The sequence below is a fragment of the Roseibaca calidilacus genome (genome assembly GCF_001517585.1).
Taxonomy (GTDB): domain Bacteria; phylum Pseudomonadota; class Alphaproteobacteria; order Rhodobacterales; family Rhodobacteraceae; genus Roseinatronobacter; species Roseinatronobacter calidilacus.
The window spans coordinates 114134-135736 of the sequence record NZ_FBYC01000004.1; the positions used below are offsets into that span (position 1 = coordinate 114134).

Here is a 21603-nt window from a genome sequence, read left to right on the forward strand (position 1 = left end):
GAAATCCAATAACACTTTCCATAGAAAATCGGTGGCTATTATTCCGCTAGCACTTCTCTGCCTTGATATAGATGAAATCCACGGCCTTCTGTGCCTCGCTGGCGGCTTTGAAAATCGCCCGCTTGTCTTCTTTCAGGGCGGTCAACCAACCGTCGATGTACGCCCCGCTCTGGGCGAAGTCGGGCAACAGGCCAAGGGTGGCACAGAGCATACAGTTGCCAATCTCTGCGACCAGTTCTTCGAACGCATAGGCTTTGCGGTCGTTGAACCGTTCGAACCGTGCCAAGCGGTGCTTTGCTCCCGTCCAGTGGGTCAGTTCGTGTGCCAAGGTGCCATAATAGCCTGCGGCCTCGTGGAAGGTCTCAATCGGCGGCATATGGATTTGGTCTTTCTGAACATCGTAGAACGCCCGAGGTTCGGCGGTAGTGTTCAAGATCATTCCCGTTGCCGCAAAAAATGCGTCAAGGTCTGGGTCGGCTTCCGTGCCAAGGTTTTCGGCGGGGGCGGGGATGTCGTAATATTCGGCGGGCAACCCGTCTATCTGGTCGGCGTTGAATACCCGATAGCCCTTTGCGTAGGGAATCTTCTCTTCCTCGCCTTGTTCGTTCTCTCGTTCAATTGTGCCAAACTTCACCACCGTTGCCGATTTCTCGCCCTTGCGAACGCAACCGCCCAACTCTTTCGCTTGCTTGAAGGTCAACCAGCGTGCCGATGTGTAGCCCTTGGCCGACGCAATCGACCACAGAACCAGAATGTTGATTCCCCGATACGGCTCCCCGTTGTGTCGCAACGGTAGGCTTGTTCCCTTGCTGCTGCCTGTCCACGGTTTCCGCCACGGTGGGCAACCTGCTTCGATGGCCTCGATAATCTGGGCCGTGATTTGCTCGTGAAGGTCGAAAGTCGCTTTTGTCATTGGTCGCTCCGTGCTGTCTGGAAGAGCGATGTGAGGTCGTTTCCCAAAGGCCAAAGCCGGTTTCTCCCGCTTTCCGCCCTGGGCGGGGCTTCTCTGCTCTTCCCTTCGAAAAGCCCGTGATTTTCGGAGGGCAGAGCAGAGAGGGCATAGCCCGACCTGCGGTTCGACGGGCACGGGGCAATGGGGTGGAAGCCGTGAAAACGGGAAGGAGCCGCCCGCCTGCGGGTGGAAGGAACCGGTTTTCTCGGGTGGAACCGTCGCAAGGCGACGCTCGCCCATTGCTGCGGGCCTGTCGAACTGGCAGGCGGAACCCAAAAGAAGGATTGGCGTCAATGGCGTTGCGAGTGGGCACGCCCATCGAGCATTGCCATTGTCAACACGTAGACCTTGGCCGCGCCAGCGGTCTCAAAAAAATCGTGTTTTCTCGCTTGTGCTTTTCAGAAATGGTCCCACATCTTTTTTGTCGCGACGACCGACAGTTCCCCGCCCCCGCGGGGATGGCTTACCGCCGCATAGGCGGCTTCGAAACTTCCTGCCGCACAGGCAATGTCGTTGCTTCCCGCCGCACAGGCGGTCCAACTGGGCCCTGCTGGAACAATCAGTAGGGTCCAGTTTTTTACTCGCGAACATCCGGCTCTCTGCGGTTATCGGTCCCCTGAAATATCGTTTCAGTTACGCTGGCCGATAGTCCTGAAAGTGTTGGTGAGTTCTTGTTTTTTCTATAAAAAGCATTACTCTGTGGTCCGCAACCGAACCTGTAAAAACGAGATGAGCGACGCTGCCATTATGCCGCCATTTGATAATATTTAGGTTGGATAGTTGAAGGAAGAAGATATGAACGATTCTTACCCCAATAATACACTTGCCTCTTATATTTCAGATGAAAAAATCTCGCCAGTTTTTAGAAAAGGTTTACCTATTCCCTCGGAATATATTATCGAGATTGATACTCCACTACAAAATCATTTTCTGCTTCCTTTGGGTGGGCCGTCTCATATCGAAAATAAGGTCTTCCCAACGCTTCTTCGGCTTATCGAGATTTCTCAAAATAATAGTCTGAACTTTTCAATAAAGAAATGCGAAAGGGTGAACATCAGTCACTTCTTCAAGTGGATAAACTTCGACGATGAGTTTTCAGACCTCTATTGTGAACTGGACATTAATTTTTCACAAGAGGAATCGGAATACAGTGAATATTTCTTTGTTTCTTGGTTTAGATTCACCGCCAGTATTCGTGTTGATAGATTTGACGGCGAGGAAGAATTTTTGTTAGACGCGTTCTCTGACGACTATAAGAGATACTCCAAGCGAAGCATTGAGAGTATCGTAAAAAAATATGTTCAATGCGTTGAGGCTTCCTGTAATCGACGAGATGTGAACGCCCCGATTCCTTGGCACAAGAACCTGCCACGAATAAAAGGTCTGGACTTCGATGATGTGTTAGAAATCAGTTATTCATCAAGAGATGGAGATATTGTTGAGAAAGTTTGCGATGTGAGGGTCAGTCCATATTCACTGACACGACAGGGTAACACTGTGTCGCTTCGAAAAGGCGTCATTTCTTGGATATCCGGATACTCTTCTTCACGAGAGGAGTATATAAATATACCAGTGAGAGAAATCCGGAAAATAGTGATGCCAAAACGTAATATGAATAATGTCTGGCCAATGACTTTGGAGTTGGCGTAGGCGGTGGTGAACGATGAAATCGTGTTTGCGGCTTGTTTTTTCTGGAAACAAACCCACCTTTTCTTGTCGGGTGCGACCGACAGTTCCCCGCACAAGCGGGGATGGCTTACCGCCGCATAGGCGGTCCAACGGGACCCTGCTGGAACAATCAGTAGGGTCCAGTTTTTTCACTCTCGGACACCTCGTTCTCTTGGGTCGTCGGCCCCCCGAGTCATCGCTTCGGCAACGCCGACCGATATTCCCAGGATGGCGTCCAGCACATTCTCCGCTTCGTCGTTTTCAAAAAGGCGCTTCAACGAGTCCGGAAATCCGCTGCTTTTGGCCTGTGCCCGTTTCTGCGGACTGTCGTGTTGGGTTGCCTGTCGTTTCAGGCCACGCTCTTTGAAACTCCGCCATTCGACCTCCGCTTCCCCGGATTCCTTTGCGGTCGTGTTCAAGATTGTCGCAATGCGACCCCGCCACCGTTTCGGTGCCCCCCTTTCGTTGAACCGTTGAACATTTTGTCGCCTGACACGCTGTGCCGCTGCCCGTTTGTCGGTGCGTCGTGCTGCGGCGTCTTTGCTCTCCACCCCGTCAACGGCCAGAAAGTGAAGATGAGCGTTGTGCGACTTGTCGATGTGCTGAATGACAATCGCCGACGCTTCTGACCCTTCCGGGGCCAGTTCTCGTGCCAGTCGTTCGACGGCAAGTCGCACGGTCTTCTCGCTCCAAGTATTCGGCAAGGACACAATCCCGGTCGTCGCAATCCGTCGCCCAACCTTGCCGCCTTTTGCCGCTTCTTCTCGGAATCGTCTGCGCAGGGCGAGGCGAGCCTCTTTCGGTGTGGTCGCTGGCTTTCCATCTGGGCGTCGAAGCCCGTGCCAAGAGATTATGCCGCTGGCATTCTCGCGGGCGATATAGTTCAAGGCTCCGTAGCACCGCTTCAATGGGTGGGCCTCTTCGCCCTTTCTCTGGCGGGCTGCGGGGCTTGTTGAAATGCCCCGAAACTTGGTGGTGAGTTCGAGCGTCATCGCTTATTCCTCCGTTTCCGGTGGAACACTTCCCGACGCCTCCCGGCGTGAGGTTTAGGACCGAAGGGGCTAAACCTCCTTGTGCGTCTAAACTCCACCAACCCTCTTAAAATATGTCGTTTTTTGTGTCACCCCAAAATCCTCCCTATTTGTTTTGAAAATCGACCGAAGGGGGATGTGATATGTGGTTTGAGAAAGAACTGGCGAAATACCAGAACGACACACGGGCGGCTTTGAGCCTGTTTCTGCCCCTGCCTGACGGGCACAGTCCAGTTCGTTTCGACGCATTGGCGAGGGCCGGAATGCTGACGGGCATTGCCCGTGATTGGGAAAACCAACTGCTGTCAGGAAGCCGATTGCTGGCCGCGTCAGTGCCTTCGGGTGAAATGCCCGACACTATGCGACACGCCCGTCATCTTGTTCGTTGTGCGGGCCACCTCGGGACAAATATTCTCGACGCTCTTGACCCGACAACGCCCGAGGAGATTGCTCATCAAGTCAGAGAAGAGAGAGCACGCCTTGCGTTGCGGCGTGCTTTCGGTTTTCAAAGTCTATTTCCAATCAATGTCAGAAAATCGCTTATTGGAGCGGGGCGGCAAAAGACCCGCCATGGTAATCCCGGTTTCAGGGCCTGATTCTGACAGACCCGTCCTCTGCGACCTCGATACGCCTGTCGGCTTCAAGCGTTTCGCGGGCACGGGTGAGGGCTTTGCGAAGAGCGTCGGGTTTGGATTTCAACTCTTCGAATGGTCCGGACACCTTGTCACGAATGCTGGCCCAAGCGTGCCATTTGCCGGGGTCGTTTGCGTCCAGCATTCCGAGGCAAGCGTAGAGATGGCTCGACCGCTCGTCGCCCGTCCTTCCGGTCTTTCTGGACATGGCGATGACCTGCTCGCCATCGGTGTCCCGGGGAAGGGCAAGCGGTAGGGTGATGGGGTCACCATCGGTATCGACACCAATCTCAACGGCGGTGAGGTCAAAGAGAAGCGACTTGCCTTTGGGCATGCTTCGCTGTTTTGGTTGCTGAACCTCAATGACCTTCTCGCCGCTTTGGGTCTCGGCGGCATTCAAGGTCAGCAATGTGTCCACATTCCCGGTCATTGCGCTGGACCCTCGGGGCTTTCCCGGGTCGCTGTGGGTAGCGTGGTGAACAATCATCACATGGACATTCTGGTTGCGGGCAAGCCGCTGGGCGTTGCTAATGGCTCGGCCCATATCCCGAGATGAGTTTTCGTCACCGTCACCAAGGCACAGGTTGAGCGTGTCGAAGACCAAAAAGAGCCGTTCGGCGTCTATGGCCTTCATGTAGTCACCCAAGGCTTTGCCGAAGACATCCATCTCCTGTGCGTCGGTCAAATCGACCGAGTGGGGATAGACGTTGAAGGGCAATCCATCGTCTCGCATATCCCGTAGAACTGCGGAGCCTCGCTCGACAACGCCGTAGGGGTCTTCCGCTGCGACATAGAGCGTGGCGGCTTTCGCAACCTGCCGTCCCCCGAGCGAATCACCATGTGCCGCATGGCCTGCGATGGACGCAATAAGGGATGTTTTTCCCGTGTTGGGTGGGCCTGCCAACATGCTGACTTGCCCGAAAAGGAGCAAGTTTTTGACGAGATATTCCCGTGGGGCGAGTGACATCATGCCGGTGATGGAGAGGAGTTCTCGCCCCAGAAACATAGTCGCTTTTTTCTGACGCTCGGTGGATTCTTGTGATGTTTCATCAACAATCTCAATGAGTTCGTTCGTTGTGATTTGACCTTTCATGTCAGTTTCCTTCTTGTTCACACCGGCGTGATTGCCGATGGCTTTCGAGACATGTTGCCACCCCGAAACTCGTCAAGTGGCCATCAAGAAAAAAAACTTGACAAACCGGAAAAAACTAACGGACGGACGGACGCCCCTTTAGGGGGGCGTCCGTCCGTCCGGTTTTTTCCACACGATGTGGCCAGATAAAGGCTTGGAATTGTTAGGTGGTCCGAGAGGCTACGACTTTCAAGCGGAGCGAGCGGTTGGCAAGCGCGCGACCGAAGGGCGGATTGATATTGCTGTGGTCGATATCAATGCGGTCGATGTATTCTTTGAGGCTTGCCATCGTTTCGCCCGCTCGGAAATAGTGCTCATGGGTCACATCGGCCTGTTCGTGGCCCATAAGGCCCCGCCGCACGTGGTCGGGCACCCTTTGTCGTGTCAGGCGGGTCTGGAACTCTGTCCGAAGTGCGTGGAAGTCCTGTGCGGGTGCGTAAAGCCCTCTGGACTGACGGTAATGATGAAACCGCTTGCTCATTATGCCGCTCAACGTGTTGTTGGACTTCGAGCGGGGCAGGTCAGGAAAGAGGCGGCTCGATTTCGATTGCCTGCGCAGAGACACCAGTTTTGGCAAGTCGAGGTCAATCAGGGCTTTGTGAAGCGGAATCTTGCGGATTGCGTTCTCTGATTTGTAGGTTTGAGAGCCGATTTCGTTCTGGACAGCGATGTAGGGAATCCCGTCTTCACGAAGGAAGTCATTGACACGAAGTTGGCATATCTCTTCCAGACGCAAGCCCGCATAAACGGCAATCAGGGGTGCCCAGAACAAAGGTTCACCGACATCTTCCAAAGTCTCTTGATAAATCGGTGATTTGAACAGGGCATAGATGTTGTCACCCCAACCTTTGCGTTCAATCCGGCGTTCGCTGCGTTTGCGACGTTTGACTTCTGCGTCTGTCAGGACACGACCTTTGAACGGGTTTGTTTCGACATATCGGCACGCAAAAGCATATTCGAACATTGCTCGGAGTGCCGTTTGGTGCCGTTGAACTGTTGTCGCTGAAATCCGTTGGATGAGGGCTTCTGCAACCTTGTCCTCAATGTCGCCGGGTGCCATCCCCTTCTCGGCAAGTTTGTCAGGCAACTCGGTCTCAATCACTGCGTCCTGTTCGTCGGCGTCCTCAATCACCTGCCGCGCAGGGCGTTGGTCTTGGGACGACTTCCCGTGGTGCTTGGGAAGGCGTTGAATGAGGTCATTGAACTCCAAGACTTCATCCCGGCCAATCTCGCCGATGGGAAGGTCGCCGATGAGGTCGATGAACAACTTGATGGTGGATCGATAGTTGGCGAGTGAGGACCGTATGAACTTCTTGCCTGAATCGGGATGCGGGGTTTCGTCTTGCCGCCGCAAGGTATAGCCCTCGCTGCGGAGTTTCAGGTAGGTTTCGGCGAACTTGGACAAAGGCTCCTGATTGTAAACTGGTTGACCCGGTGCTGTCGTGCCTTGGGGCGTCTGTTCTGGCGTGTGCCCAAGCCGCAAGGCTGTTTCAAACAGGCTCTTGGCAATACGCTCTGCTCCGGGGAAAGCCGTTTTGAGCGGGCGGCTCTCTCGTTCACAGGTTTCAAGCAACTGCTTTATGACACGCTCGACGGCGTCGACGGTTTCTTCGAGGTGAATGGTTTGCGTGCTGTCGTCAGTCACACCCGTTGCGGCGTCATCCGTGCCGCCTTTATTTTGAGCGACCAGCGGGACTATCTCTACTTGCGGGGCGGGAAGGTGTGGCCTGCCGTCTTCTCCCGGCCCGAACTCTTCTATGTATTCCAAGTATTCTTGGTAGAGACGGTCGCTTTCCTGTTGTAAGGCGTGTTCCTCTGGGAACATATCCTTGTAGACGAGGTCATCAACTTCATACGTAATGCCCAGAATCGGGGCCGGTAGCGTTCGGTTGAACAGGTCCGGAAACATACTCGGTGCGATACCCAGAGACTGCCGGAGTTCGGCGTCAACACGGGCAAAGGCTTTTTCCCTGACCTGTGGGGAGAGACGTGCGACCTCTGTCGCCCTGTAATGTCCAATGAGTTGCCGAGCGTTGGCGGCAAGGGTTTCGGCCAGACTTTCTATCAAATCCTGTTGTGGTCGTTCGTCCATTTGAGAAATGCTCTGCTCGTATTTCGCCCATTCAAGTTCAAACAACGTTCCGAGTCTTGCGGCCAAAATGCGGGCTTCGCGAGCCGATGTGGTGCCAAGACTGACGGACAGATGTCCCTTGGCCTGAAATGTGCTTCGCCTGGGGCCGTTTTCTATTCGGAAATCATGGCCTTGGGCCATGTCGATGACGATAGCGGGGTGGCGGCGGCGATACCACCAGATTTTGCCTCGTTTTGTAAGATAGGCAATGCGTCCCATGTCGCGGCTCCGGAGCATTGTGCGCAGCAAAAAGCCACGCCATTGGGCACAGAGGGCAAGACAGGCGGGAACGGCACAGGGCAAAAGCCCTAAACCATTATTTCCATTGATATTTTTTAGAAAATGGCTCCGGCGGTAGGGATCGAACCTACGACCAATTGATTAACAGTCAACTGCTCTACCGCTGAGCTACGCCGGACCATGGCGGGGCTATAGCAACTGTATTTCAGAGCGTCCAGTGGCATTTTGAAGATTTTGTCATCTTGTTTGCATGCGGGCGAAACTTGCTTCTGGGCACAGTTTTGGTGTGGCGGCGACTTCAGCGCGCGCGTGCAGATCTGCAAGGTGAGCGAAGACGTTGCGCGCGGCGGCTTTGTGCAGCGCGGCGGGCGTTCCGGCATAAATTCGCGTGACCAATGACGTGATATCTGCCGGTGCCTTGTCCAGTTCTTGCAAGATTGCCCGTTCGCGCGCAACGCGGTGTGCGACCAGTTCCGCAATGCGCGCGGCGGGCCGGTCGATGATTGCGCCATGCCCCGGGTGGTAAAGCCGCGCCGCGACACCCTGCAGCCGGGCCAGCGATGCCATATAGGCTTGCATATCCCCATCTGGCGGAGAGACCAGCGAGGGCGCCCAGCCCATGACGTGATCGCCGGTAAACAGATGGTCGCGCCAAAGGAAACACATATGGTTGCCCATGTGGCCCGGGGTCCAGATCGCGGTTATGGTATCTGCCCCAAGCGGCAGTATCTGCCCGTCTTGCAGCGTGTCATGCGGTGCAAAGCCAAGGTCCACGCCTTCGCCGCCACCAATGTCAAGCTGCGCGGCCAGCGCAGTCATCTGCGCGCTTCGGCCCGCGTGGCTGTCGCCATAGGCCAGCACCGGTGCGCCTGTCGCGTTCGACAGGCGCGGGGCCAAGGGGGAATGGTCCATATGGCTGTGGGTCACAAGAATGGCAGCCACCCGCCGCCCGTCGATCACGTCCAGCAGCCGGGCCAGATGCGCGGGATCGTCGGGTCCGGGGTCAATGACGGCCAGTTCGGTCGTGCCTAGAATGTAGCTGTTGGTGCCCTCTGCCGTCATGGGCGACGGGTTTTCAGCGCGGATCAGGGCCAAGTCGCGGTCTATAAAGGTTGCGGGCATCATCTGGCGAAAATACTCGGATGCGGTCGCGCTGTATAGCATATATGGTTTTACCCAGACCATGAACGGAGCCCGCGTGAAGGCACAGCTCAAATCTCTTTTGCCCCGCAGCTTTTTCGGCCGGGCGGTGCTGATCCTTGTAGTGCCGGTTATTGTCATCCAGATCGTTCTGTCGATTGTCTTCGTGCAGCGACATTACGAACGCGTGACACAGCAAATGACCGGAACCGTCTTGCAGGCGGTGGAGGTGCTGATTGACGAAGTCAACGCTGCGCACGATCCGGACCGGTCACTGGCCCGCCAACCAGAGCTTGCATCGGCTTTGGGGTTGCAAGTGCAGATCCTTGATGCGCTGCCAACCATACCTGAAAGCCACGCGGCATGGTATGATTTGGCCGGTCGCGAAATACTCTCTGTCTTGCAGGCGCGCGTGCCGGGATATTTGGGCGCGGTCTTGTGCAGCGAACCCATGGACAGTGCGGTTCTATGGGTGGCGGTCGGAAAAGGCACCTTGCAGGTCACCATTCCGCGCGACCACTTGGCGCCGACGAACCCGCATCAGCTATTGGTGATCGTGTTTCTCGCCTCTGTCGTGTTGGTTCTGATGGCGCTGCAATATCTGCGGTTGCAGATCCGGCCCATACGGCGGCTGGGGACTGCGGCAGAGGCCTATGGTCGGGGCCAATCGGTGCCGTTCCGCCCGTCTGGTGCGCGCGAAATCAGGGCGGCTGGTCTGGCGTTTCTTGATATGCGCAACCGGATCGAGCGGCAGAATTCGCAACGCAAGCTGATGCTGTCTGGCCTTGGGCATGATATGCGCACGCCGCTGACGCGGATGCGCCTGATGGTGTCCATGGCTGGCCCGACCGCGGACAGCGCCGCGCTAGAAGCCGAGATCGCCGATCTGGAGCACCTTCTGAACTCTTTCCTCGATTATTCGCGCGGTGACAGCCATGTGCCGGAAGGGCTGTTCGACCCGCCTACGATCGTAGCTGACCTTGTTGCCCGCTATCGGGCAGCAGGGCAGCAGGTGGCCTTGACCATCGCGCCAAACACTCCGCACGCCATGCACTTGCAAGAGGGGCAGTTGGAGCGCGCGCTCGACAACATTCTGAGCAATGCGCTGGATTACGGCAAACAGGCGCGGGTTCAGGTGTTCACCGATGCCGATGCGCTTGTCATCACCATAGAGGATGACGGCCCCGGCATTGCGCCTGCGGACCGCGCCCGCGCGCGCGAACCCTTTGTCCGCTTGGACAGCGCGCGCAATCAGGATGTCGGCGCCCATGTCGGACTTGGGCTTGCCATTGCCGATGACGTGATGCGCGCCCATGGTGGCCGGTTAGAGCTGGCAGATAGTCCAGCCCTTGGCGGGCTGCTGGTGCGCCTAAAATTGCCGCTGAACCGGGCGCCCTGACGGCAAGGGCCGCGTGGCAACGGCTACAGCTTGTAGATATCCGCGAATTTTGCGTCCAGATAGGCCAGCAAAGGTCCTTCATCCGGGCGTGCGCGGCTGCAGGCATGGGCAATGGTCTGCACCGAGGGACGTAGGCCGCCATGGCGCTGCACCTTGTCGGCCAGCCATGCTGTTGCAGGTGCCGGATCGCCATTGGACAGGTGCGCGTCAATGTTGGGTATCTCCAACCGCAAGGCCTGATACAGGCAGCCAGCGTAGATATTGCCCAGCGCATATGTTGGAAAATAACCAAACAGCCCGACGGACCAATGCACATCCTGCAACACCCCGTTCGCGGGGCGGTCCACCTTGAACCCGAAATCTGCTTCGAAGCGGGTGTTCCAAGCCTCTTCCAGATCGGCCGGTGCAAGGGTGCCTGCAATCAGCGCGCGTTCCAGATCGAAACGCAGCATGATGTGCAGGTTATACTGCACCTCGTCAGATTCGGTGCGGATATAGCCTTTGTGCACGCGGTTCACTGCCGCATGGAACGCATCGGCGCTGTCAATGTTTAGCCCGCCAAACTCGGCTTGCATCGCGCCGAACAGCCAACCGGTGAAGGCGCGCGAGCGGCCAAGCTGGTTTTCGTAGATGCGGCTTTGGCTTTCATGCACGCCCATCGACACGCCATGCCCCAAGGGTGTCAGCGCGTAATCGGGGGCGATGTTCTGCTCGTAGGTGGCATGGCCCACTTCATGCAGCGTGGAATACAGGCAGTTGAACGGGTCATCTTCGGCCACGCGGGTGGTGATCCGCACATCCGCGCCGGACCCGCTGGAAAACGGGTGGACAGCCAGATCAATGCGGCCCCGGTTAAAATCATACCCGAACCGACCTGCAAGCTCGTTTGCCAGCCGCAACTGGGCGTCTTGCGGGAAATGGCCTTGCAGGGCAGGGGGTGTGGGCGCGCCAAGGATACGGTCGCGCAAATCGACCAGCCGAGGGCGCATCCGGTCGAAGATCGCCGCCACCTGTGCGGCATCGGTGCCCGGCTCGTAATCTTGCATCAGCGCGTCGTAAGCGTCGGCGCCTTGGGCAATGGCTTGGCCTTCCGCGCGGCGCAGCGCCACGACCTGTTCCAGCCAAGGCAAAAAGGCTGCGACGTCATCGGCGGCGCGCGCCTCTTCCCACGCGGTTTGCGATAGCGCGGTCACGCGGGCCAGTTCCGATGCCAGACGCGCAGGCACGCGGGTATTGCGCGCATAATCGCGCCGCGCTTCGCGCAGGATGGCAGCGCCCGTCTCATCCGGGGCCTCGGCGCGCGCTAGCAACTCTCCCAAGCCTGGGTCGGTTCGGCGGGCGTGCAGCACGTCTTCCAGCGCCGCCATTTCTTCTGCCCGCTGGTCATTCGCGCCGCGTGGCATGACGGTTTGCTGGTCCCAGCCCAAGCGGCCCGCGATTTCGCCCAAGGCGGCGGTCTGGCGCAGATGCGCGCGTAGTTCGGCGTAAGCGCTCATGCCTTGGCACCGCGCAGGCTGTCGAACCGTGGATATTGCGACAGGTGCCGCGCGCGGATGATCAGCACCCAGAGCAGCACCGCAGTTGCCTGATGCGCGATTCCAAGCTGCCAAGGCGCGGCATAGATGACCGTCACAATCCCCAAGATGATCTGCGCCAGCACCACAAGCCCGACCGCATTGAACGCAAACCGCGTGGCCCCATGCGCCGATTTGCGACCGCGCAGCCAGACGACCAGCGCGAACACTGCCAGCAAATACCCCGCCATGCGGTGCACGAATTGCGCCATGGCCGGGTTTTCAAAGAAATTCTGCCACAGTGGCACGATGTCCAGCGCCTCTGGCGGGAAGAAGACGCCATTCATCATGGGCCAGTCGGTATAGCCGCGGCCCGCGTCAATGCCCGCGACCAGCGCGCCAAGCAGGATTTGCAGAAACGCGAAATGCATCAGCCCGGTGGACAGCGAGAATAGCTTTGCCTCGCGCGCGCGGCGCGCTGTCATCAACTCTGCCTCGGGCCGGTTCAGCAGGAACGCATACCACGCGATAAAGCCAAGAATCACAAAGGCCAGCCCCAAATGCGTGGCCAGTCGGTAGCTGGCGACCGATACCATGCCTTCGGTCAGGCCAGAGGCCACCATCCACCAGCCGATCGCGCCTTGCAGGCCGCCCAAGGCCCCCAGAAACAGCAGGCGCGGCGTCCAGCCGGTGGGAATGCGCTTGGTCAGCCAGAAAAACAGGAACCCCACGGCCCAGACCAGCCCGATCACCCGGCCCAACTGGCGGTGGCCCCATTCCCACCAATAGATGACCTTGAACTCGTCCAAGCTCATGCCTTGGTTCATCAGGCGGTATTGGTCGATCTGGCGGTATTTCTCGAATTCGGCGGCCCAGTCGGCGGCATTCAGGGGCGGCAATGCGCCGGTTACGGGGCGCCACTCGGTAATCGACAAGCCGCTATCGGTCAGCCGGGTCATGCCGCCGACGGCGATCATTACGCAGACCAGCGCGAACAGCACCATCAGCCAAATGCGGATCGCACCGCGCGCGCCTTTGGGGCGGCGGTCGATCACGCCGCCTTGCGGGGCGGCCTGTGCCTGTTTGTTGTCGCTGACATCTTCGAAAATTGCGCGTTTGGCGGCCATGTCCGGGCTCCTGCTATATGGCGCGCAAGCTAGTGCCCGCGCGCACGGTGTTCAAGCGTCACCCGCGCTTGCGCGCCATGTGCCGCAAGATGCCATGCAGGGTTTGCACATCGGCGCGGGTCAGGGGCAGGCGGCCCCACATGTTGCGCAGCGCCAGCTTCATGCTGCTGGCCTTTTCAGGCGGAAAGAAAAAGCCGGTGTCACCTAGCTGGGTTTCGACATGGTCGCCCAGTTTCTCGCGCTCGATGGCGGTTGCAAACTCGGTCCCTGCCATGGCCTGCACTTCGGGCGGCGTGTCGGTGGTTTGGCGCAGGAATTCATAGGCGACCAGCAGCACGCATTGCGCCAGGTTCAAGGAATAAAACGCGGGGTTCACCGGCACGGTGATAATGGCGTTGGCGCGCGCCACATCGTCATTTTCAAGCCCTGCGCGCTCTGGCCCGAACAGCACCGCCACGCGCTTGCCCGCCGCGGTCAGGGCGCGAGCTTCGGCCATGGCGCGTTCGGGTGTCAGCACAGGCTTGGTAATCCCCCGCCCACGCGCGGTGGTGGCATAGACATAATCGCAATCGCCAATAGCGCTTGGCAGATCATCGAACACGCCCGCACGGTCCAGCACAGGCGACGCGCCAGAAGCCAGCGCCACCGCATCGGGGTTCGGCCAGCCATCGCGGGGTGCGACCACCCGCATCCGCGCGCAGCCGAAATTCAGCATCGCGCGCGCCGCAGCCCCGATATTGCGCCCCATCTGCGGGCGCACCAGCACCATAAGGGGCGTGTTTTCGTCGAAAATCGCGTCGTCTTGCGGGGTCATGGGCTGTCCTTGCAGATATTGCCTTGCCATAGCTGGGCCGACGCGCCCTCGCAAGCCGGGCGCGCTTGTTTCTGGCACGCGCGCGGTTTAGAAGGCGCAACGCTCTTTGCACGAAAGACCCATGCCAATGGCCGAGGACAGACCCCAGCTTTACCTTGTCACGCCCCCCAGTTTCGATCTGGACAGTTTCGCGCCGCAACTGGCCCGCATTCTGGATGCGCAGGATGTGGCCTGCCTGCGCCTGCATATGGCCACGCAAGACACAGACGCCATTCTGCGTGCGGGCGACGCGTTGCGCGAATTGGCCCATGCCCGCGACATTCCGCTGGTGATTGCCGATCATGTGCTGATGGTCGAACGGCTGGGGCTGGACGGGGTGCATCTGACAGACCCCGGCAGCGGCATTCGCAAACTGCGCGACACCATGGGCGCGGATGCGATCATCGGGGCGCATTGCGGCAACCTGCGCCATGACGGTATGGCCGCGGGCGAAGCGGGTGCGGATTACATCGCCTTTGGCCCGGTGGGTGAAACGCTTTTGGGCGACGGGGCACATGCCGAACGCGAATTGTTCGAATGGTGGTCCGAGTTGATAGAGGTGCCGGTCGTGGCCGAAGGCGCGCTGACCACGGCACTGGTCGAAAGCCTTGCCCCGGTCACGGATTTCTTCGCCATCGGCCCGGAAATCTGGGGCGATGAAGACCCGCTGGCACGCCTGCGGGCCTTGATCGCGCCGCTTGATTAAGCGGCCGTTCTCAACGGCAAGCGTCGTGCCACCAGCTCTGCCCAATAGGCGCAGCCAGCGGGGATGGCGCTATCGTTGAAATTATATTCCGGGTGGTGCACATCGGCGCTATCGCCATTGCCCACCAGAATATACGCGCCGGGGCGTTCTTCCAGCATATAGGCGAAATCCTCGCCGCCCATGACCAAGGGCGCGGTGGCGCAGTCACCGGCGACGGCGCGCGCAGCGTCCATGGCGTATTCGGTTTCGGCATCGGTGTTCACCATCACCGGATAGCCACGCATGTAGGTCACCCGCGCGGTCGCGCCATAGGCTTGCGCGGTCATCTCGGCCAGCTTGGGCAGCCTGTCCTCTGCCAGCGCGCGCATGTCCTTGGACAGGGTGCGCACCGTGCCGCGCAAGATCACATGCTGCGGGATGACGTTGAATGCCTGCGATTCGGTGGCAAAGGACGTGACCGACACGACCATTTCCTGCGTGGGGTCCGCGTTGCGGCTTACAATACTTTGCAGCGCCAACACGATATGCGCGGCAACAACGGTCGTATCAACGCAGTGATGCGGTTTCGCCGCATGGCCACCGCGCCCTTCAACCGCGATTTCGAACTGGTCGGTGGCGGCAAAGAACGCCCCCGGACGAATGGCGAAGGTGCCCGTGGGCACGCCGGGCCAGTTGTGCATCCCGTAGACTTCGGTAATGGCAAAGCGGTCCATCAGCCCGTCTTCGCACATTTCGCGCCCGCCGCCGCCGCCTTCTTCAGCCGGCTGGAAGATGACCGCGACCGTGCCATCAAAGGCGCGCGTCTCTGCCAGATATTGCGCCGCCCCCAGCAACATGGCCGTGTGCCCATCATGGCCGCAAGCATGCATCTTGCCCGGCTCGCGAGAGGCATAGGGCAGCCCCGTTGCTTCATGTATGGGCAGCGCATCCATATCGGCGCGCAGGCCAATGCAGCGACCCGGGCCATTGCGCCCATGGATCAGCCCGACGACGCCCGTGCGCCCGATACCGGTTTCCACCGCATCGCAGCCGATCTTGCGCAGGAAATCCGCGACCGTGGCACTGGTGCGGTGGCAGTCGAACAAAATTTCGGGATGGGCATGAAGATCCTGCCGCAAAGCAGTGATCTGGGGCAAAAGAGCCTCAATTCTGTCGGGAATTTGCATTGTTTTCCTATCCGTGTCTGGACCCCGCAACAGAATAAACGCAAATGTGTGGTTATCCAGCTGCAATTGCCCCGCACCCCACATGATGCCAGATCCTGAAGCGACACGCCAGCCAGCCGCGCCCGAGACCGGGACCGGAACGGCGTTTTGCGCCCCCGTCATCGTCTACGGCGCGTTGCGGTCCGGCACGACCTTGCTGCGGCTGATGTTGAATGCGCATCCGGAGCTGAACAATCCCGGAGAGGTCGATTTCCTGACCGATCACATTCGCCCGGCGCCCGATGCGCCGACGGGCTGGCGCTATGACCTAGACGCTTTGCGCGCGGATCGCATGTTCCGCGCCCAGCAGATAGAAATCCCCGATGGCATGGACGGGTTGGACCTAACCCATGCCCTGCTGCAACGTCTGGCGGGCAAAAAGGCGCGCGGCTTGCTATGTGTCAGCATGCACCGTGACTTGCCGCTTGCGGTCGAATTGCTGCCGGGGGCGCGCGTGGTTCACCTGTTGCGCGACCCGCGCGACGTGGCGCGGTCCAGCGTCGAAATGGGTTGGGCGGGCAACCTGTATCATGGCTGCGACCATTGGGTGCGCTCAGAACTGGATTGGGACATCACCTTGTCCAGATTGGACCCAAAGGACTGGGTTGAACTGCGTTTCGAGGCGTTGATGGACGCGCCAGAGGCTGAACTGTCGCGGATCTGCGATTTCCTTGGGGTGCCCTATTCCGACAAGATGCTCAGCTACCCCGAGCATTCGACCTACGCGGCCCCCAATCCGGCTGTCGCCAACCAGTGGATGCGTCATTGCGCGCCGCGGGACATCGCGGATTTGGAAAGCAAGATCGGCATTCTGATGGCAGCCCGCGGCTACCCGCCCAGCGCGCCGCCAAAATCCGCGCCCGGACGCATTCGGCGCGCACAGCTTGCCTTGCACCACAAGGCGGGCATGTGGGCCTTTGGGATGCGCAATTACGGCGCATTGGCGTTTTTCGGTGCGCGGATTGCGGGCAAGCTGCGCCTGACCGGCTTGCAGCGCCATTTCCAAGGGCAGATCGACGCGCGCATTCGCCAAACGCTGCGCTAGGCGAGGGGGTTAGCCCGCGACGAATTCGTCCGCGCGGTAGCCTTGGATATACAGCAGCGCCGTCAGATCGCCATGGTTGATCCGAATATCGCATTGCGCGGCAACCGTGGGCTTGGCGTGCAAGGCGACACCCGCGCCGGCCATGCCCAACATACCCAAGTCATTCGCGCCATCCCCCACCGCAATCACCTCGTATGGGGAAATCCCCAGTCGGGCCGAGATGTCTTGCAAGGCCGCGACTTTGGCTTCGCGGCCAAGGATCGGCTCTGCAACTGTGCCCGCCAGTTTGCCATCCGTGATGTGCAGGGTATTGGCGCGGTGTTCGTCGAACCCCAGCGTTTCGGCCACATGCGCGGTGAACGCGGTAAAACCGCCCGAAACCAGTGCAGCGTAACCGCCATGCGCCTTCATCGTCGCAATCAAGGCACGCCCGCCGGGGGTAAAGGTAATGCGTGTGGCCAGAACCTTTGCGATCACGGTTTCCGGCAGGTCGCGCAGCAGCGCCACGCGCTCGCGCAGGGCGTCTTCGAAATCTAACTCGCCATTCATGGCGCGCGCGGTAATGCCGGCCACATGCGCACCGACACCCGCTTCATCGGCCAGTTCATCAATGCATTCCTGCCCGATCATGGTGCTGTCCATATCGGCCAGAAGCATCATCTTGCGGCGGCCATGCGCGGGGCGCAGCACCAAATCAATTCCCATCGCCTGCAAATCTTCCCAGACCTGCCAGCGATTCGCGGGCACTTCTTCCAGCGGGAATTCGGCGGCAATATCGGGGTTCAGCCATTCGGCCACACCCCCGCCCCATGCATTGCGCAATGATTCGACCGTCGCCGCGGTCAAATTGGCCTGCGCCGGGTTGGCAAGCAGTGTGACGATATACATGGGCACATCCCTTCAAGCATGTGTGCGCGTCGGTTTTTCGCGCTTTAGCGGCGCTTTAGAGCAAAAATTTTGCTTGCGCCACCCCGTCAACGGGCGTAATGGCGGCGGCGGGACACCCTTCCCCAACGAAGGGCACATATCTGGAAGGATACCATGACGAACCCCGCTCAACCGGCCAAGCGCCCGGTCAATCCGCGCTTTTCTTCTGGCCCCTGCGCCAAAATCCCCACATTCGAGCTTGCAAAACTTGCCGACGCGCCCTTGGGCCGTTCGCACCGTGCAGCCGTGGGCAAAGCCAAGCTGAAAGCTGCCATCGACGGTACCCGCGACATCCTTGGCGTGCCGGATGACTACCGCATCGGCATCGTGCCCGCGTCCGACACGGGCGCGGTGGAAATGGCCATGTGGTCGCTTCTGGGCGCGCGCAAGACCACGATGGTTGCATGGGAAAGCTTTGGCGCGGGCTGGGTCACCGATGCCGTGAAACAGTTGAAACTGGATGCCGAGGTGAAGACCGCCGAATATGGTCAGATCGTGGACATGGCGGCGCTCGATTACGACACCGATGTTGTGTTCACTTGGAACGGCACCACTTCGGGCGTGTGCATGCCGCATGGCGGTATGATCCCGGCGGACCGCGCGGGCCTGACCATCTGCGACGCGACAAGTGCTGCTTTCGCGATGGACCTGCCTTGGGACAAGCTGGATGTTGTGACCTTCTCTTGGCAGAAGGTGATGGGCGGTGAAGCCGCACATGGTATGCTGATCCTAAGCCCCCGCGCTGTGGAACGTCTGGAAAGCTACACGCCTGCTTGGCCCTTGCCGAAGATTTTCCGCATGACCAAAGGCGGCAAGCTGATTGAGGGCATTTTCAAGGGTGAAACGATCAACACGCCGTCCATGCTGGCAGTCGAAGACTACCTGCTGGCGCTGGATTGGGCGCGTGAGATTGGCGGTCTGCCCGCGCTGATCGCGCGCTGCGACGCGAACGCCGCTGTGATCGACCGTTTCTGCGCGGCCAATGACTGGATCGCGAACCTGGCCGAAGACCCGGCCACGGCATCGACCACCAGCGTTTGCCTGAAATTTACCGACCCGACCATCACCGATGGCGCAGCCTTCGCCAAGGCGGTCGCCAAGCGGCTGGAAGCCGAAGGTGTAGCGCTGGATATCGGCGCTTATCGGGACGCACCGGCTGGCCTGCGCATTTGGTGTGGGGCGACGGTGGAAACCGCCGATCTGGAAGCGCTTATGCCATGGCTCGACTGGGCCTATCACGCCGAACGCGCCGCGCTCGACGCGGCAGCCTGATCTTCACGACATGACGGGTGCGCGCGGCTCGCGCACCTGACCCCCTCTTTCGCAAGCGGGCGCTGTTGCGCACCGCCACCAGACAAGGAGCGCCCATCATGGCACCCAAAGTTCTCGTCTCTGACAAACTGTCCGAAACCGCCGTGCAGATATTCCGTGACCGCGGCATTGATGTGACCTTCGACCCAAGCATCGGCAAGGATAAGGACAAGCTGCTGGAAGTTATCGGCCAGTATGACGGCCTTGCCATCCGCTCTGCCACCAAGGTCACCGAAAAGGTTCTGGCCGAAGCGACCAACCTGAAGGTCATCGGCCGTGCCGGGATCGGGGTCGACAATGTCGATATCCCCGCCGCCTCGAAAAAAGGCGTGATCGTGATGAACACGCCCTTCGGCAACTCTGTGACCACCGCCGAACATGCGATTTCGCTGATGATGGCCGTGGCGCGGCAGATTCCCGAAGCCAACGAATCCACCCATGCCGGGAAATGGGAAAAGTCGCGCTTCATGGGGGTCGAACTGACCGCCAAGACGCTTGGCGTGATCGGTGCAGGCAACATTGGCGGCATCGTTTGCGACCGTGCGCGCGGCCTGAAAATGAAGGTCGTGGCCTTTGACCCCTTCCTGAGCGAAGAGCGCGCCGCCAAGCTGGGTGTGACCAAGGTAGAGCTGGACGAGTTGCTGGCGAAAGCCGATTTCATCACCTTGCATGTGCCGCTGACCGACAAAACCCGCAACATCCTGTCGGCGGAAAACATTGCGAAGACCAAGAAGGGCGTGCGGATCATCAACTGCGCGCGCGGCGGTCTGGTGGATGAGGCGGCACTTGCAGAGGCCATCAAATCCGGCCATGTCGCTGGCGCAGGCTTTGACGTGTTCGAGGTTGAACCTGCGACTGAAAGCCCGCTGTTCAACCTGCCCGGCGTGGTCGTCACCCCGCATTTGGGCGCATCCACCACGGAAGCGCAGGAAAACGTCGCCCTGCAAGTGGCCGAACAGATGTCCGACTACCTTCTGACCGGGGCTGTGCAGAACGCGCTGAACATGCCCTCTGTCACCGCCGAGGAAGCCCGCGTCATGGGGCCTTGGGTGAAGCTGGCCGGACATCTGGGTGCCTTCGCGGGCCAGTTGACGGATGAGCCGATCAAGGCGATCAACATTCTATATGATGGTGCTGTGAGCGAAATGAACTTGGACGCGCTGGGCTGTGCGGCCATCGCGGGCGTAATGAAAGCCACCAATCCCGATGTGAACATGGTGTCGGCCCCCGTGCTGGCCAAGGAACGTGGGGTCCAGATTTCGACCACGACGCAAGATAAGTCGGGCGCGTTTGATGGTTACATCAAGCTGACCGTCGTGACAGACTCGCGCGAGCGGTCGATTGCGGGCACGGTGTTCTCGGATGGCAAGCCGCGCTTCATCCAGATCAAGGGCATCAATATCGACGCAGAGGTGGGCGAGCACATGCTCTATACCACCAACAAGGACGTGCCGGGCATTATCGGCACGCTGGGCGGCACGCTGGGCGCCAATGGCGTGAACATCGCGAACTTTACCCTTGGCCGGAAGGATGCCGGGGGCGACGCGATTGCCATGCTGTATCTGGATGCAGCCCCGACGGACAACGCGCTGGAAGCCTTGCGCGGCACTGGCTTGTTCCAACAGGTCCGGCCGCTTGAATTCGCACTCGGCTGATCTGCCCACACGCCCCCAAAAGACCCCGGTTGACCCGGGGTCTTTTGCAGTGTTCTGTGCCGGTGTTCGCAGAACTGGAAGGCACAAGACAGATGCAGGTTTATGCCATTGGCGATATTCACGGGCATCTGGATCTGTTGCAGGCCGTCCATGACCTGATCGCGCGCGACCGCGCCGCCAATGCGTGCATGGACGCCCCCATCATCCATATCGGCGACCTTGTGGACCGTGGCCCCGACAGCCCCGGCGTGCTGCGCTATCTGCGTGATGGCATTGCGCGTGGGGAAAATTGGCAGGTGCTGATGGGCAACCATGACCGCCTGTTGTTGAACTTTATCCGTATGCCCGAATGGCATGACCCGGGTTTGCGCAGCGGGCTAGACTATCTGCACCCGGCGATTGGTGGGCGCGCCACGTTGCAAAGCTACGGCGTGACCGCGCTGCATGACGTGGACATGGCGCGCGCAGAAGCGGCCGCCCTTGTGCCCCAAGCCGATCTGGATTTTATCGCGTCCCGTCCACGCATGATCGATATGGGCGCGCAATTGTTCGTGCATGCGGGGCTGCGGCCCGGTGTTCCGCTGGACCAGCAATCCGAACACGACCTTTTGTGGATTCGCGATCCCTTCCTGCTGGACCGGCGTGACCACGGCCCACTTGTGGTGCATGGTCACACCGCCTTGCCGCGCGCCTGTCATTACCGCAACCGGCTGAATATTGACAGCTCGGCGGCTTATGGCGGCCCCTTGTCCGCCGTTGTTCTGGAAGAGCGCAAAGCTTGGCTTCTGACGCCGCAAGGTCGCGCCGAACTGGTCCCCGCCTAGATACAATCTTTTTCTTGGCTCAAATTTACGCCTAGGACAGAAATAATCTGTGCCGATATAACCTATGGTTGTAGACTGCGACAGGTTAGGGACGGGAATCGGTCCAACCGT

18 protein-coding genes and 1 tRNA gene are annotated in these 21603 nt (G+C 59.3%); 8 read left to right on the top strand and 11 right to left on the bottom strand.

Features of this window, described 5'->3' with window-relative positions:
- Nucleotides 1-46: 46 nt before the first annotated feature.
- Nucleotides 47-1192, bottom strand: a complete 1146-nt coding sequence (locus AWT76_RS04035) for an ArdC family protein (RefSeq protein WP_342667153.1) — start codon at nt 1190-1192, stop codon at nt 47-49.
- 555 nt (nt 1193-1747) lie between these two features.
- On the opposite strand from AWT76_RS04035, the gene AWT76_RS16655 reads away from it, so the two are divergent.
- Nucleotides 1748-2602, top strand: a complete 855-nt coding sequence (locus tag AWT76_RS16655; RefSeq protein WP_141655874.1) for a hypothetical protein — start codon at nt 1748-1750, stop codon at nt 2600-2602.
- 167 nt (nt 2603-2769) lie between these two features.
- On the opposite strand, the gene AWT76_RS04040 is transcribed toward AWT76_RS16655, so the two are convergent.
- Nucleotides 2770-3612 (bottom strand): MobA/MobL family protein, encoded by an 843-nt coding sequence (locus AWT76_RS04040; protein WP_072245135.1) that lies wholly within the window; start codon nt 3610-3612, stop codon nt 2770-2772.
- Between the two features lie 182 nt (nt 3613-3794).
- On the opposite strand from AWT76_RS04040, the gene AWT76_RS16660 reads away from it, so the two are divergent.
- The gene (locus AWT76_RS16660) at nt 3795-4247 is read left to right on the top strand and encodes a hypothetical protein (RefSeq protein ID WP_141655875.1); all 453 of its coding nucleotides are present in this window, start codon (nt 3795-3797) and stop codon (nt 4245-4247) included.
- Here AWT76_RS16660 and AWT76_RS04045 read toward each other — a convergent pair.
- The 4 genes from AWT76_RS04045 to AWT76_RS04065 form a co-directional block, all read right to left on the bottom strand.
- Nucleotides 4237-5376: an AAA family ATPase gene (locus AWT76_RS04045; RefSeq protein ID WP_072245137.1), complete on the bottom strand. Its 1140-nt coding sequence runs from the start codon at nt 5374-5376 to the stop codon at nt 4237-4239. The genes AWT76_RS16660 and AWT76_RS04045 overlap by 11 nt on opposite strands.
- A 202-nt stretch (nt 5377-5578) precedes the next feature.
- The gene (locus AWT76_RS04050; RefSeq protein WP_176699333.1) at nt 5579-7765 is read right to left on the bottom strand and encodes a site-specific integrase; all 2187 of its coding nucleotides are present in this window, start codon (nt 7763-7765) and stop codon (nt 5579-5581) included.
- A 124-nt stretch (nt 7766-7889) separates the two neighbouring features.
- A tRNA-Asn gene (locus tag AWT76_RS04060) sits at nt 7890-7964 on the bottom strand.
- A gap of 59 nt (nt 7965-8023) precedes the next feature.
- On the bottom strand, nt 8024-8971 hold the full coding sequence (locus tag AWT76_RS04065; RefSeq protein ID WP_245638769.1) for an MBL fold metallo-hydrolase: 948 nt from the start codon (nt 8969-8971) through the stop codon (nt 8024-8026).
- Between the two features lie 13 nt (nt 8972-8984).
- On the opposite strand from AWT76_RS04065, the gene AWT76_RS04070 reads away from it, so the two are divergent.
- Nucleotides 8985-10325: an ATP-binding protein gene (locus AWT76_RS04070; RefSeq protein ID WP_072247427.1), complete on the top strand. Its 1341-nt coding sequence runs from the start codon at nt 8985-8987 to the stop codon at nt 10323-10325.
- Nucleotides 10326-10348: 23 nt separating this feature from the next.
- Here the strand turns inward: AWT76_RS04070 and AWT76_RS04075 are convergent, their stop codons facing one another.
- The 3 genes from AWT76_RS04075 to AWT76_RS04085 are packed head-to-tail and all read right to left on the bottom strand — an operon-like array spanning nt 10349 to nt 13780.
- Nucleotides 10349-11821 (bottom strand): carboxypeptidase M32, encoded by a 1473-nt coding sequence (locus AWT76_RS04075; protein WP_072245143.1) that lies wholly within the window; start codon nt 11819-11821, stop codon nt 10349-10351.
- Nucleotides 11818-12966, bottom strand: a complete 1149-nt coding sequence (ctaA, locus tag AWT76_RS04080; RefSeq protein WP_072245145.1) for a heme A synthase — start codon at nt 12964-12966, stop codon at nt 11818-11820. Before ctaA ends, AWT76_RS04075 begins: the two co-directional genes overlap by 4 nt.
- 58 nt (nt 12967-13024) lie before the next feature.
- Nucleotides 13025-13780 (bottom strand): RNA methyltransferase, encoded by a 756-nt coding sequence (locus AWT76_RS04085; protein ID WP_072245147.1) that lies wholly within the window; start codon nt 13778-13780, stop codon nt 13025-13027.
- A gap of 127 nt (nt 13781-13907) precedes the next feature.
- Here AWT76_RS04085 and AWT76_RS04090 point away from each other — a divergent pair, with 127 nt between their 5' ends.
- Nucleotides 13908-14525, top strand: coding sequence for a thiamine phosphate synthase (locus AWT76_RS04090; RefSeq protein WP_072245149.1), 618 nt, complete (start codon nt 13908-13910; stop codon nt 14523-14525).
- On the opposite strand, the gene AWT76_RS04095 is transcribed toward AWT76_RS04090, so the two are convergent.
- Nucleotides 14522-15691, bottom strand: a complete 1170-nt coding sequence (locus tag AWT76_RS04095) for a M20 aminoacylase family protein (protein ID WP_072245151.1) — start codon at nt 15689-15691, stop codon at nt 14522-14524. The two genes, AWT76_RS04090 and AWT76_RS04095, sit on opposite strands and share 4 nt — an antisense overlap.
- Nucleotides 15692-15773: 82 nt before the next feature.
- On the opposite strand from AWT76_RS04095, the gene AWT76_RS04100 reads away from it, so the two are divergent.
- Nucleotides 15774-16775 (top strand): sulfotransferase family protein, encoded by a 1002-nt coding sequence (locus AWT76_RS04100; RefSeq protein WP_072245153.1) that lies wholly within the window; start codon nt 15774-15776, stop codon nt 16773-16775.
- Between the two features lie 9 nt (nt 16776-16784).
- On the opposite strand, the gene serB is transcribed toward AWT76_RS04100, so the two are convergent.
- Nucleotides 16785-17663 carry a phosphoserine phosphatase SerB gene (serB, locus tag AWT76_RS04105; protein WP_072245155.1) on the bottom strand — a complete coding sequence of 293 codons (879 nt, stop codon included), beginning with the start codon at nt 17661-17663 and terminating at the stop codon, nt 16785-16787.
- Nucleotides 17664-17816: 153 nt separating this feature from the next.
- Here serB and AWT76_RS04110 point away from each other — a divergent pair, with 153 nt between their 5' ends.
- The 3 genes from AWT76_RS04110 to AWT76_RS04120 all read left to right on the top strand — a co-directional run bounded on the left by AWT76_RS04110 (nt 17817) and on the right by AWT76_RS04120 (nt 21492).
- Nucleotides 17817-18974, top strand: a complete 1158-nt coding sequence (locus AWT76_RS04110) for a phosphoserine transaminase (protein ID WP_072245157.1) — start codon at nt 17817-17819, stop codon at nt 18972-18974.
- A gap of 98 nt (nt 18975-19072) precedes the next feature.
- On the top strand, nt 19073-20668 hold the full coding sequence (gene serA / locus AWT76_RS04115) for a phosphoglycerate dehydrogenase (RefSeq protein WP_072245159.1): 1596 nt from the start codon (nt 19073-19075) through the stop codon (nt 20666-20668).
- A 92-nt stretch (nt 20669-20760) separates the two neighbouring features.
- Nucleotides 20761-21492, top strand: coding sequence for a metallophosphoesterase (locus tag AWT76_RS04120; RefSeq protein ID WP_072245161.1), 732 nt, complete (start codon nt 20761-20763; stop codon nt 21490-21492).
- Nucleotides 21493-21603 lie beyond the last annotated feature (111 nt).